A 12,153-nucleotide genomic window follows, 5' to 3' on the forward strand; every position below is an offset into this window, starting at 1 on the left:
TTCTAAAGCGCCCACCCGCCAACTCTCCCCCAAAGCCCCCGCGGAAAGCCCCTGGCACACCGGGAGCCCGTGCCAACGAAAAGCCTAGCGGGGCTGGCCCACGCCCGGCGCCAGCCGCAGGGCCGCGGGCAGCCGCAGCCAGATGAACTCGTTGGCGTCCTTCACCTCTGGACCGCGCCCCCCCGTCGCAGGGTAGTTGTTGTCGTTGAGCACCAGCAGGGTCTGGGGGTCTAGCACCAGCACCGACTCTATGGTGAAGTAGGGGAAGCGGAAAAGGCCCCCCTGGGTGTGCGGGGAGAGGCCCTGGGGGTCTGCGATGTTGAGGAGGTCCGCCACCAGCTCCTTGGCGAAGACCCCCTCGGCGTCGCGCCGGCCCAGGTCTATCCTGTAAATCCGCTTGAAACGGGCCTCGGCCCCCTGGCGGTTATCCCGCTCAATGACCAGAAACTCGCTCTCGTTGACCACGGCTATCTCGCCGATGGCGTGGGCGGGGTCGTCAAGGCGGTAGCGGCCCACCAGCCCCACCCAGCGCTTTGCCGCGGGGTCAAACTCCATAAGCCGCACCGTGCCGGCCGGATCGCCCAGCACGGTGCCCTCCAGCATGGCGTAAATCCGGGTGCGGCCCGGGTTGGTGGTCATGCCCTCAAAGCCACGGGAGGTGGGCAGGTTGGCCGGGCTGGGCTGGCCGGGGGCCACCGGGTTCATGATGAGGGCGTGGTTCTGCGGCGCCCGCACGAAGTCCTTGCTGGGGTCCTTGCCGGCGCCGAAGTCCGGGGTGGCGAAGGGAGGGTCGAGCAGCACCCCGTTGGCGTCGAAGTGCAGCAGGTAGGGGCCAAACTCATCGCCCACCCAGAGCGTCCCATCGGCGGCAAAGACAAAGGACTCGGGGTCAAAGTCATACCCCGTCAGGAGCCGGTCGGGGGTGTTTTCGTTGAGAATGGGAAAGGGCACCCGCCGGTTGGGGTCCCGGAGCTGGACGAAGCGGTTCACCTGAACCGTTCCCGGCCCACCCTGGGCGGTCCGGGGCTGGGGGGTGAGCAGATAGAGCCGAAGCAGGTAGTCGGGGCTGTTGGCCTTGGAGCCGAAGCCGTTGTCGGAAAGCACCCAGTAGCTCCCTGGCTGGGGGCCAAACTGGACGGCGCTGAAACCCTGCACCGGCTGGCTCGAGAAGGGGGGCCGCTCCGCGCGGAAGCCGGGGGTCTCGCGGTAGGCCCCGCTCGGGGGGCCTTCGGAAAAGGTGTCGGCGGGCAGCACGGCAAAACCCACCAGCTCCACCCTTGGAGCCTGGGCCAGGCCGGAGGCCAGGAGGATTCCAGCCAGCAGCGCTCTTCTCATACACACCTCCGCAGGCATTCTCCAAAACCGAGGTCAGACCAGCTTCAAGGCCCCTTTGAAGCCCCGCCGGCACAGGGTAGCCTGGTTGGGATGGAGTTCGTAGAGGAGGTTCTACAACGCCCCCCCCTGGTCCTGGGGGTTGACCCCCGGCCCGAACTACACGGCCCGGAGCCCCTGGGGCACATCCGCCGCTACACCCTCAGCCTGATGGAGGCGCTTTTGGAAAAGGTCTGCGCGGTAAAGTTCCAGACCGCCTTCTTTGAGGCCCTGGGCCCGGCGGGCTTTGCCCTGATGCACGAGCTGGTGGTGGGGGCGCGGGTGCTCTCGCTCCCGGTAATTGTGGACGCCAAGCGGGGGGACATCGGCTCCACCGCAGAGGCCTACGCCCGGGCCTACCTGGAAGCCTACCCAGGCTCGGCCCTGACCGTGAACCCCTACCTAGGCCAAGACGCCCTGGAACCCTTCATCAAAGCGGCAGCCCGGTCGGGAGGTGCGGTCTTCGTCCTGGTCAAGACCTCCAACCCCGGCTCGAGCCTCTTCCAGGACCTCCTGCTGGCCAACGAGCGCAGGCTCTACCAGGCTGTCGCCGACCACCTGGCCCAGGAGGCCGAGCGGCAACGGATGGGCGCCTGGTCGCGCCTGGGGGCGGTGGTGGGGGCCACCTACCCTGCCCAGGTATGGGAGCTGCGGGAGCGGCTGCCCCGGTCGCTGTTCCTCCTGCCCGGCCTGGGCGCTCAGGGAGGCCAGGCCATCCGCGGCCCCGGCCTGCTCAACGCGGCCAGCCGGGCGCTGTACTACCCCGGCGGGCGGCCCGACCTGGAGGGGGCGGTTCGCCAGGCTGAGGTCTACCTTGCCAGCCTGGCCCCTAGCCCTTGAGGGCCCGGCGGAGTATCTGGGGGGCAAACTCACCCAAGGCCCGCAAAAACCCCGTTACCCCGCGGGCCCGCCCCGGGGTGATGTAGACCGGCACCCCCAGCTGCTCTGCCGCAAGGCGCACCGGTTCGGAAAGGTCGTGGCCCACATAGCTGCTGATGATCATCAGGCCGTGGGCCCGCTCGAGCCGGCTGTGGATACGCCGGATGACCTCTCGGCCAGCAGCGTAGCTGTCCGAGTCGAACCAGTCCAGCTTAAGCCCCTGCCCCTCCAGGATGGGGCTCAGGCGGCTGCGAAGCTGGGTGTGCCCCCCAACCACGATGAGGTACTCCCCGTGGAAACGCGGCAACCCCTCCCGCATCAGGCCCTCAGGGGTAGCCCCAGCCAAGGCATCAGGGGTGCCCTCCAGGAGGGAGAGGGCCTTCGAGGTAGCCTTGAGCTCCTCCAGGTAGAGCTGCAGGTCGGGGTCGGTGGGGTTCAAAAAGAGCAGGTTCCGCAAAATCTCCCGCGAAAGCGCCAGGTCCTTCTCCCAGTAGTAGGCGATTTCCAAGGCCTTGCGCCAGGTTTCAGCAGCCTTCTGGTAGGCTCCGGTGCGCTCGTAGTGCTCGGCCAGGTCGTAGAGCACTTCCAGGGCCTCGGGATTACGGGAGAGCTCGGAGAGCAGCAACCCCTCGGCCCCCAGGGCCTGCCCAGCGCTGTAGAGGGCGGCCAGGTACTGGCCCCGTACCGCCTGGGCCTCGTGGCTTTGGGAGAAGTTGCGGGAGAGGCGGTAGGCCCGCTCGAGGTGCTCCAGGGGAGGCTCAGGGGTCTCCTCCAGACTCTGAGCTAGCATGCGAAAGGCCTCCCAAGGACCCTCCAGGGTTTCCACCAGCCTCAAGACCGGCTCCACATCGCTAAAGTGCTGCAGCCCAGCCTCACGCACCCGCCCCAAAAACTCGCGGGCCAGCACCGGCTCCCCAGCCTCCAGGGCCTCCTGGGCCAGCTCAAAGAGCTGGGTCACCGGGTAGGCTCGGTGGGCGTGGGCCCGCTTGTGGTCCCCCAGCACCTCCAGCACTGGGTACCCTAAGGCCCGCTTGGAGAGGGCCAGCAGGTGGTAGGCCAGCCCTGCGGGCTCGCCCCGGGAGGCCCGTGCGGCCCGCTCGAGGTAGCGCACCGCCTCGGCATGCCGCCCTTCCCGGTGGCGCAGCATCCCCAGGGCCAAAAGGGCGGTGGCGTCCTCCGCCCGGGCCACCGCATCGGTCAGGTAGGGTTCCACCCCCTTCAGGTCAGCCAAGGGCACGCTGTCCAGGGCCTCCGGCCCCCGCACCTTCAGGCCCGCCAGCGCCAACCCCAGCGCCCCGTGCGACTCTCCAAGGACATAAAGCCGCTGGGCGTAGCGGGCCGCCCGGCCCCAAAGCCCCTGCTGCAGGGCGGCCTGAAGCCCGAGGCGCAACAGCCCGCGGGTGAGCAGCTCGGGCGAGAGGTCCTCCACGAACTCCACCCGACGGCTCACCTCACTCCACTCTCCCTCCCGGCAGAGCCGTAGCACCCGCTCCTCGGTGCGCTCGAGGGCGGCCTTCAGGTAGATCTCCGCCTCAGGCAGGCCGCACTCCCAAAGCTGGCGCAGGGCATCCGAAAGTCGGCCTAGCCCCAGGTACGCCTTGCCCAAGGCCAATCTGAAGCGACCTCCCCGGCTAGCCAGGGCTTCCAGGCGGGGCAGAGCCCGCTGGTAGTCCTCCAGCTCGGCCCAGCACAGCGCCCGCAAGTCCTCGGCCTCCGGCCGGCCTGCCCGGGCCAGGGCCTCTTCGGCCTCCGCGTAGCGCGAAAGCGCCAGCAGGGCCCGGCCGCGCAGGTAGGCCAGCTCACCAACAGCCCCTGGAGGCACCCGATCCAACACCCCGGCGTAGTCCCCCGCCTCGAGCAGGGCCCAGACTTCCTGCGGGCTGGTAGGGGGCACCTGGAGGGGAGGCTCGGGCGAAATACGGATGGGGCCTGGGGCCATCTCCTCCATCGGGGCCAGGGCCTCGGGCATCCGCGCGGTAATCAGCGTGTAGTCCCCGTCGCCCACCTGGCCTACCCCGGTGAACCCCAGCCTCTCCAGGGCCCGCACCACCGCCTTTGGGTTCTTCCCCAGGAAGGGGCCGTGCCCGTAGACCAAAAGCCCTCCGGGCCGCAGGAGCCCTTCCAGGCCCCGCAAACGTTCTACAAAGCGAAAGTGCTCTAAGTAGCGGCTCTCCTCCAGGGTAGGCCCAATCCCCCCCAGGTGGCCTTCCGGCAGGCAGGAAAGGAGCAGGACCGCGTCCATGGGGGGCAGTTCCAACCGCTGGGGGAACCACCCCTCATGCCAGGTCACCGCAGGGCCGGTGCGGGCCTGGCCCAGCGCCACGGCCTCGCCCACCCCCTCCAAGGCGTGCCACTCCAGCTCCGGCCGGGCCTCCTGGAGGAGCTTGACCAGGCCTCCGGTAAAGGCCCCCACCTCGAGCACCCGCCCCTCCTGGGGCAGGTGCTGCGGCAGGGTCTGCACGTAGAACTCAATGAAGGGGAGGTGCATGGCGTAGACCATGCCCTCCAATCGCTCGCGGGGGTGAAGCAACAGCTCGGAATAGAAACTTCGCACCGCGTCCAGGTCCCCGCCCTGGGCTGAAAGATATGCCTCCCAGGCGTTTAGAATCGGCCTTCGGCGCGAAGGGCTACCAATCCGCCGGGCCAGCTCCCGCTCGAAATGCCCCGGGGAAAGGGGGCTGTTCACGTGAAGCTGGCTACGAAAGTAGCGCCTGACCTGGGTATCCACCAACCACCTCCCGTAGGGGTATCTGCGTCCCGTAATTGGTGTGTATTTTGGCAGGTCGTGCGCTATCTGTAAACTACACAGGGTACTCCCAACCGCCATACCCCAAAGGGGTACCTCCCGCCCAAACGAAGCGCAGACCCTCTCCAGGACGAAGCTGGGCCAGCCGGGGCAGGTCGGCGGGGTGCACCTGGGCTGGCTTGGTATAGCCCCCCATCCGGCCTCGGTCGTTGAGCAGGACGATGGGCTGGCCCTGAGGGGTCATCTGGATAGCCCCCAGCGGCGTGGCCTCGCTGGTCAGCTCCCCCCCGGGCACCCAGGGCCCTTCCAGGCGCAGCCCCATCCGGTCGCCCGCCGCCAGGGTATAGGGCCCTGAGCAAAGGGCCTCCAGGGCCTCCGGGGTGAACTGGGGCCCCGGCAGCAACCGCACCACCGCGGGGACCAGCCGCGGCATCGGCCAGGCCCGACCGGGCCGCACCGGCCGAGGATGGTCCACCCCTAGCACATCCCCAGCCTGCAGGGGCCGACCGATCAGCCCCCGCACATCGGCCCCGGCACTTCCCCAGAAGCGCCGGCTCTCAAAGCCCCCTGCTAGGGCCAGGTAGCCCCGGGCACCCTCCGGCCGGCTCCTGAAGCCCAGCACATCCCCTCTCCGCAGGGCAAAGCTCTGGCCCGCCGCCAAGGGCTCGCCGTTGAGCAGCGGTTCCATACCGTAGCCTGCAAAGGCCACCACCACCGGCCTCAGCGCCTCCAGAAGGGGCCCCTTTAGGGTGAGCTCGAGCAGGGGCGTATGGGGCGGGTTGCCCACCAGGGCGTTGGCCACCCGAGCTGAGCGGGCGTCCAGCGCTCCCCCCGCGGCCAGCCCCAGGTGCCCGCCAAACCGCCGGCCCCCATCCACCACCAGGTCCAGCAGGCCCGGCTCCAGCACCCGCAGCGCTGGGTAGCGGGGCTCAGAGGGAAGGAGCTCGAAGGGCTCCGGCAGGGGGGGAGTGGGGCCTTCCGCTGGGACGAAGCGCACCCGGTCGCCAGCCTGGAGGTAGAAGGGCTGGGGTCGGTGGGGGTTGTACATCTGCACCAGGGCCGTGCCCAGCAAGTGCCATCCCCCTGGGGAGGGCAGGGGGTAGATGCCGGTCTGATCGCCTGCGATGGCCACTGCATGGGCGGGAACCTGCGGGCGCGGGGTGGGCCGCCGGGGCAACCGCAGGCGCTCGGACAAGGGCCCCAGAAAGGGAAAGCCGGGGGTGAAGCCGGTGGCGAAGACCCGGTAGAGGGGCTCGCTGTGGAGCCGCACCACCTCCTGGGGGGAAAGCCCCGTGCGCTCAGCCACCCAGACCAGGTCTGGACCGTCGTAGCGGACGGGCACCTCCACCTCCCGGCCCTCCTCCCCCTCGGGCAACCCCCGCAGGGCCCGCTCCACCAGGCCCCGCAAACGGCCCAAAGAGGTCCTCTCAGCGTCAAACTCCAGGTAGAGGTTGCGGTACCCCGGGACCAGATCGGTCACCCCAGCCGGTGGGCTATGGAGCAGGCGGCGGAACAGGGCCAGCATCCGGGCGTTGGCCTTTGGATCGAGTCCTTCGGAGAAGGCCAGGTACAAACCGCGCAGGGTCATGCGAAAGCAGCCCCACCTCAGTAGGTGCGGACGACAACCCCTTCGCGCTCCAGGGCCTCGCGCACCGCCTTTGCAATGGCCAGGGCCTGAGGGTTATCGCCGTGGATGCAGAGCGTCTGGGCCCGCACCGGCACCACCCCTCCGTCCACCGTCTCTACCTGGCCCCGCAACACCATCTGGACCGCCCGGCGGGCTGCCAATTCTGGGTCATGAATCCAGGCCCCTGGGGTCCCCCGAGGGGCCAGCCGGCCGTCTTGGGTATAGCCCCGCTCGGGAAAAGCCTCGGCCACGGTTCGCAGGCCCAGCCGCTGGGCCTCCACCTCGAGGGGGGTGCCGGGCAGCACCACCAGCGGCAGGCCGGGGTCGTAGTCCCGCACCGCCCTGGCGATGGCCGCGGCGGTGGGCGCATCCCGGGTAGCCCGGTTGTAAAGGGCTCCGTGGGGCTTCACGTGGTGCAGGGGCATTCCCGCCACCCTGAGAAAGGCCGCCAAGGCCCCCACCTGGTAGAGCACGTCCGCGTAGACCTCCTCGGGCGTGGCGGCCATCTCCCGCCGCCCAAAGCCCACCAGGTCAGGGAAACCCGGGTGTGCCCCCACCGCAATCCCCGCCCGCTGGGCCAGCTCGAGGGTCCGCCTCATGGTGAGCGGGTCGCCCGCATGAAACCCGCAGGCCACGTTGACCGAACTGACCAGGGGGAAAAGCGCTTCGTCCAGGCCCAGCTTCCAGTTGCCGAAGGACTCGCCCGCATCAACGTTCAGGTCAATCCACATACCGCCTCGCCGGGGCTACTGCCCCACCATGTTCCGCGGCAGCCAGGTCACAATCTCCGGGAAGGCCGTGATGATGGCCGCCGCCAGGAGCAACAGGAACAAAAAGGGCAGGGCCGAGCGGGCGATGGTAAAGATGTCCCGCCCCGAAAGACCCTGCAGCACGAACAGGTTGAACCCCACCGGCGGGGTAATCTGGGCCAGCTCCACCGCAATCACCAGGAAGATGCCAAACCAAAGCAGGTCAATCCCCACCGCCTTGGCCATCGGCAGAACGACCGAGGTGGTTAGCACAATGATGGATATGCCGTCCAAAAAGGCTCCAAGCACCAGAAAAAGCAGCATCAGCGTGGCCAAAAGGGCGTACTTGGATAGCCCCAGCTCCCCCACCCAGGCCGCCAGCGCCGCGGGGATGCCGGTAAAGCCCATGGCGATGGAGAGCACCGCTGCGCCGGCCAGGATAAACCCAATCATGCTGGTGGTGCGCACCGCACCCATCAGACTGTCCAGGAAGCTCTGCCAGGTCAGGCTGCGGGTCCCCAGGGCGATGAGAAGGGCTCCCAGCACCCCTAGGCTGGCCGCCTCGGTAGGGGTAGCCACACCGGTGTAGATAGAGCCGATAACCGCCACCACGAGGAGGAGCACCGGCAGAATTTTGAGCAGGCCACGTAGCCGCACCCCCAGCGGCACCGGGGGGTCAGGCGGAGGCATCCTCTTTGCGTTCAGGAGGCCTGCCAGCATCACCCAGGCCATGAACAGGAGCATCACCAGGAGGCCCGGCAGCAGCCCCGCGATGAAGAGCCGGGCCACCGAGACTTCAGCGGCCACCCCGTAGACGATCATCATCACCGAAGGGGGGATCAGAAGGCCCAGCGTGCCGGCGCCGGCCAGCGAGCCCAGGACCAGCCGCTCAGGGTAGCCGCGCCGCAAGAGCTCGGGCAGGGCAATTTTCCCCACGGTGGCCGTGGTAGCGGCTGAAGAGCCGATCACCGCCGCAAAGATACCCGAGGCCAGGACATTGATGTGCAAAAGGCGGCCCGGGATGTTTCGCAACCAGGGCGAAAGCCCCTCGAAGAGGTCGGCGGCCAGGCGGGTGCGATAGAGGATCTCCCCCATCCAGATGAACATGGGCAGGGCCGCCAGGGACCAGCTCGAGACAGAGGCCCAGAGGCTGCTGGCCACGCTTGCCCCCGGTGGGGTGTTGGTGAAAAACTGAAGCCCTACCCAACCCACCCCCAGGAGGGCCAGGGCAATCCAGACCCCACCGCCTAGGAACAGAAACAGCAGCAGGACCAAAAAGAGGGCTACCTGGGTCAGCTCCATGGGCTACTCTTGCCCCCTGTCCTCGGAAAGGTAGCCCGGGAGCTCCCCCCTGAGCAGGGCCACCAGGGTATCGGCCAGGGCCACGCAAAAAATGCTCATGCCCAGCGCCAGAAAGCTCTGCGGCAGCCAAAGGGGCAGGGGCAGGAGCCCTGGGGCCAGGTCGCCGTATGCGTAGGAGTCCAGCACCAACCGCCAGAGGTGGAAGGCCGCGTACAGCGCGGCCAGCAAGGAGAGGCCCCCTGCCAAGACCTCCACCCAAAGCCGGGCCCGCCCGCGCAGCCGGCGCAGCAGTACCCCCACGCGGATGTGCCCCCCGGCCCGCAGGGTAGGAGCCAGGGCAAAGAAAACCGCCCCTGCCATGGCAAACCCCGCCAGCTCATTGGCCGAGGGGACCACGAGCCCCAACCGCCGCCCCACAATCTGGGCCAGGATGACGAGAAAGATAAACACCAACAGAATCCCGGCCAGGAAACCCGAAAGGCGATAGAGTTCGTCCAAGAACCTGCGCACCGAAGCCCCCTTTAGAGAGCAAGGGCCCCGGCACCAGGGGCAAAGCCCCTAGGGCGCCGCGGGCCGCAGGCCTACCTGCCCAGGTACTCCCGGTAGATCTTAACCCCAGTGGCCCCAGCCCGCCGGAGCCACTCGTTGACCATGGTCTCGCCCACCTTCCTCAGATCAGCCACCAGCTGCGGGCTGGGCTGCGAGACCTGCATCCCCCGCTGGGCCAGGATAGCGGTCTTGCTGGCCGCCTCCTGCTGGCTGGCCTGCCAGCCCCGCTGCTCCGCCCGGCGCGCAGCCGCCAGCAGCGCTTCCCGGTCAGCGGGGCTCAGGGCCTCCAGGGCCCGCCGGTTCACGATGACCATGTTCTTGGGAATCCAGGCCCTAAGGTCGTAGTAGTAGCGGGCAAAGTCCCAAGCCTGGCTGTCCACCCCCGTAGAGGCAGAGGTGATCATCGCCGCGACGATGCCGGTGGCGAAGGCCTGGGGTATATCGGCGGCCTCCACCTGGGTGGGCACCATGCCGGTGAGTTCGGCGATCCGGGCGGTGGCCGGGTTGTAAGCCCGGAAGCGCACTCCCCGGAGGTCGGCCACGCTGTTCACCGGCTGCTTGGTGTAAAGACCCTGCCCGGGCCAGGGCACCGAGAACAGAAGTGCCATGCCCCGCCGTGAGAGCCAGCTCTCTATCTCGGGCCTAGAAACCCGGTAGAGCCGCTGGGCATCCTCGTAGCTGCTCACCAGGAAGGGGATGGAGTCCAGAGCGAAGATGGGGTTTTCGTTGGCCAGCAAGGAGATGAGCACCTCGCCCAGCTGCACCTGTCCGCTGCGCACCCCCGGCAGAATCTGGGGGTGAGGCAGCAGGGAGCCCCCGCTGTTGACCCGGATGACCAGACGGCCCTGGGTGGCGCTCTCCACATCCCTGGCGAACTCGCGGATGTTTATGGTGTGGAAGTTCCCGTCGGGGTAGGGGGTCGCCATCGTCCAGGTCTGGGTCTGGGCACTGGCGATACCCAGGGCCAAGCCTACCAAAACTCCGATCCATCGCTGCATAAGACCTCCTTTGCGCTACGGCATCTTTGCCGCAAGCAACGCTAAAAAACCCTCGGGGTCGGCCTGCCATGCACCGGCAAAACCGAGCCGCCGCGACACCTCCCAGGCCGTCTGGTTCAGCGCGCGCAGGTACTCCCCGAGCCGCTCCTCCTCCCGGTACAAGGCCTCGGCCCCGGCCAGGCTCAAAGCCGCCAGCACCTCCCCCTCTGGCCCGCGAATGGGGGCGGCCAGCTCGGCAGAGTGGGGCTCGAGCTCGCCAAAACTGGCCGCAAAACCGGTCTTTCGGGTCTGCGCCAAGAGCTCCCGAAGCCGCGCCGGGTCCACCGGGGTGGCTGGGGTGTAGGCCCTGCGTTCGGCTGAGAAGACCGCTCGCTGCACCTCCTCCGGGGCAAAGGCCAGCAGGAGCCGGGTGGAGGCCCCGGCGTACAGGGGGGCCCGTCGGCCCGGGGCAATGTAGAGCCGGACCCTCCCCCGGGCCTCCAAGACCTCCAGGTACACCCCCTCCAGCCCATCCCGCACCACCCACTGCACCGACTGGCCGGTCGCCTCGCGCAGGGCCTGCATCAGGGGTAGGGCCACTCCTCGAGCTGGGTAGGCCGCCTTGACCACAGCGCCCAGGTGGAGGAGGCGGGGACCCAGGCGGTACCGCTCCCCCTCCCGCACCAGCATCCCGTGCCGCTCCAGCGCCCGGAGGCTACGCAAGCAGGTGGCCTTGGACCAGCCGCTGGCCCTCGCAAGCTCAGAAAGGCCCCAGTAGGGGCGCTCTTCGCTGAAAAAACCCAGCAAGCGAAGGGGACGCTCTAGGGTGGGGACGGCCTCAGCGGGTTTCATTTACCGAACCACCTAGCTGATGACTGAACCTACCAGAGTAAGGCTACACCCCACCGCCCGCCCTGTCAAGGCGCCTACCAGCCAAGTACGATGGCGAAAATCAGGGGGGCTACGATTGAGGCGTCGGACTCTATCATAAACTTGGGCGTCTCCACCCCCAGCTTGCCCCACGTGATCTTCTCGTTGGGCACCGCACCCGAGTAGGAGCCATAGCTGGTGGTGGAATCGGAAATCTGGCAGAAGTAGCCCCAGACCGGGATGTCGGTCCGCCCCATGTCCTGGTGCAACATGGGAACCACGCAGATAGGAAAATCCCCCGCAATGCCCCCACCAATCTGAAAAAAGCCAATGGATCGGGCCCTGCTGGTCTGCTCGTACCACCGGGCCAGCTCCATCATGTACTCAACCCCAGTGCGCACCGTGTGGACATTGCGGATGGTTCCGCTCAAGCAGTGACCGGCGTACATGTTGCCGGTGGTGGAGTCCTCCCAGCCCGGCACATAGATGGGGAGGTTCTTCTCCGCAGCGGCTACCACCCAGCTATCCCGAGGGTCGATCTGGTAGTAGGGCTCGAGCCTCCCCGAACGGAGAACGCGGTAGACGAACTCATGGGGAAAACAGCGCTCGCCTGCCCCGTCGGCGGCCACCCACTCCTCCAGGAGGGCCGCCTCGAGCCGCCGCATGGCCTCCATCTCGGGGATGCAGGTATCGGTCACCCGGTTGAGGTGGCGGTCCAACAACCTCTTTTCATCCTGGGCGGTCAGCTCCCGCCAGTTGGGGATGCGCTCGTAGTGGTGGTGGGCCACCAGGTTGAAGAGGTCCTCCTCCAGATTGGCCCCGGTGCAGCTGATGGCGTGGACCTTGTCCTGGCGAATCATCTCGGCCAGCGACAGGCCCAGCTCGGCGGTGCTCATCGCTCCGGCCAGGGTGACCATCATCGCCCCACCCCCCTCCAGGTGGGCCCGATAGGCCTCGGCTGCCTCCACCAGGGCAGCGGCGTTGAAGTGGCGGAAGTGGTGCTTGAGGAACTGGGTGACAGGACCGTTTGCCATAGGTATCCTCCGAACCCATAGGGCGGCCAGGGAAAGCTCCCTCCCTAGG

At 68.0% G+C, this 12,153-nt stretch carries 10 protein-coding genes; 1 reads left to right on the forward strand and 9 read right to left on the reverse strand.

The annotated features are described in order from the left end of the window. Positions 1 to 84 precede the first annotated feature (84 nt). A complete protein-coding gene (locus NZ849_RS05125) occupies positions 85 to 1,335 on the reverse strand; it encodes an esterase-like activity of phytase family protein (protein ID WP_295404927.1) in 1,251 nt (416 codons plus the stop codon). 90 nt (positions 1,336 to 1,425) lie between these two features. Here NZ849_RS05125 and pyrF point away from each other — a divergent pair, with 90 nt between their 5' ends. After that, on the forward strand, positions 1,426 to 2,211 hold the full coding sequence (gene pyrF, locus NZ849_RS05130; RefSeq protein WP_295404931.1) for an orotidine-5'-phosphate decarboxylase: 786 nt from the start codon (positions 1,426 to 1,428) through the stop codon (positions 2,209 to 2,211). Here the strand turns inward: pyrF and NZ849_RS05135 are convergent. From NZ849_RS05135 to NZ849_RS05170, 8 genes are all read right to left on the reverse strand, one after another. After that, on the reverse strand, positions 2,201 to 4,978 hold the full coding sequence (locus NZ849_RS05135; protein WP_295404934.1) for a hypothetical protein: 2,778 nt from the start codon (positions 4,976 to 4,978) through the stop codon (positions 2,201 to 2,203). The two genes, pyrF and NZ849_RS05135, sit on opposite strands and share 11 nt — an antisense overlap. Positions 4,979 to 5,051: 73 nt before the next feature. After that, complete coding sequence (pxpB, locus tag NZ849_RS05140; RefSeq protein ID WP_295404937.1) at positions 5,052 to 6,584, reverse strand: 5-oxoprolinase subunit PxpB; 1,533 nt, start codon at positions 6,582 to 6,584, stop codon at positions 5,052 to 5,054. Between the two features lie 17 nt (positions 6,585 to 6,601). Next, a complete protein-coding gene (locus tag NZ849_RS05145) occupies positions 6,602 to 7,354 on the reverse strand; it encodes a LamB/YcsF family protein (protein WP_295404941.1) in 753 nt (250 codons plus the stop codon). Positions 7,355 to 7,369: 15 nt separating this feature from the next. After that, positions 7,370 to 8,674, reverse strand: a complete 1,305-nt coding sequence (locus NZ849_RS05150; protein ID WP_295404945.1) for a TRAP transporter large permease subunit — start codon at positions 8,672 to 8,674, stop codon at positions 7,370 to 7,372. Positions 8,675 to 8,677: 3 nt separating this feature from the next. Continuing rightward, positions 8,678 to 9,184: a TRAP transporter small permease gene (locus NZ849_RS05155; protein WP_295404948.1), complete on the reverse strand. Its 507-nt coding sequence runs from the start codon at positions 9,182 to 9,184 to the stop codon at positions 8,678 to 8,680. Positions 9,185 to 9,255: 71 nt separating this feature from the next. Then, entirely contained in the window at positions 9,256 to 10,221 is a 966-nt protein-coding gene (locus tag NZ849_RS05160) for a TRAP transporter substrate-binding protein (RefSeq protein ID WP_295404951.1), read from the reverse strand. A 15-nt stretch (positions 10,222 to 10,236) separates the two neighbouring features. Then, on the reverse strand, positions 10,237 to 11,052 hold the full coding sequence (locus tag NZ849_RS05165; RefSeq protein WP_295404955.1) for an IclR family transcriptional regulator: 816 nt from the start codon (positions 11,050 to 11,052) through the stop codon (positions 10,237 to 10,239). Between the two features lie 74 nt (positions 11,053 to 11,126). After that, entirely contained in the window at positions 11,127 to 12,104 is a 978-nt protein-coding gene (locus NZ849_RS05170; protein WP_295404958.1) for a deoxyhypusine synthase family protein, read from the reverse strand. Between the last annotated feature and the right edge of the window lie 49 nt (positions 12,105 to 12,153).

Source organism: Meiothermus sp. (assembly GCF_025060375.1).
In the GTDB taxonomy this organism is placed as follows: Bacteria; Deinococcota; Deinococci; order Deinococcales; family Thermaceae; genus Meiothermus.

Bases quoted from the DNA above. Each gene is read 5' to 3' on its own strand.
- NZ849_RS05165 (WP_295404955.1), bottom strand. From the start codon at position 11,052: ATGAAACCCGCTGAGGCCGTCCCCACCCTAGAGCGTCCCCTTCGCTTG.
- pyrF (WP_295404931.1), top strand. From the start codon at position 1,426: ATGGAGTTCGTAGAGGAGGTTCTACAACGCCCCCCCCTGGTCCTGGGG.
- NZ849_RS05125 (WP_295404927.1), bottom strand. From the start codon at position 1,335: ATGAGAAGAGCGCTGCTGGCTGGAATCCTCCTGGCCTCCGGCCTGGCC.
- NZ849_RS05145 (WP_295404941.1), bottom strand. From the start codon at position 7,354: ATGTGGATTGACCTGAACGTTGATGCGGGCGAGTCCTTCGGCAACTGG.
- NZ849_RS05150 (WP_295404945.1), bottom strand. From the start codon at position 8,674: ATGGAGCTGACCCAGGTAGCCCTCTTTTTGGTCCTGCTGCTGTTTCTG.
- NZ849_RS05160 (WP_295404951.1), bottom strand. From the start codon at position 10,221: ATGCAGCGATGGATCGGAGTTTTGGTAGGCTTGGCCCTGGGTATCGCC.
- pxpB (WP_295404937.1), bottom strand. From the start codon at position 6,584: ATGACCCTGCGCGGTTTGTACCTGGCCTTCTCCGAAGGACTCGATCCA.
- NZ849_RS05170 (WP_295404958.1), bottom strand. From the start codon at position 12,104: ATGGCAAACGGTCCTGTCACCCAGTTCCTCAAGCACCACTTCCGCCAC.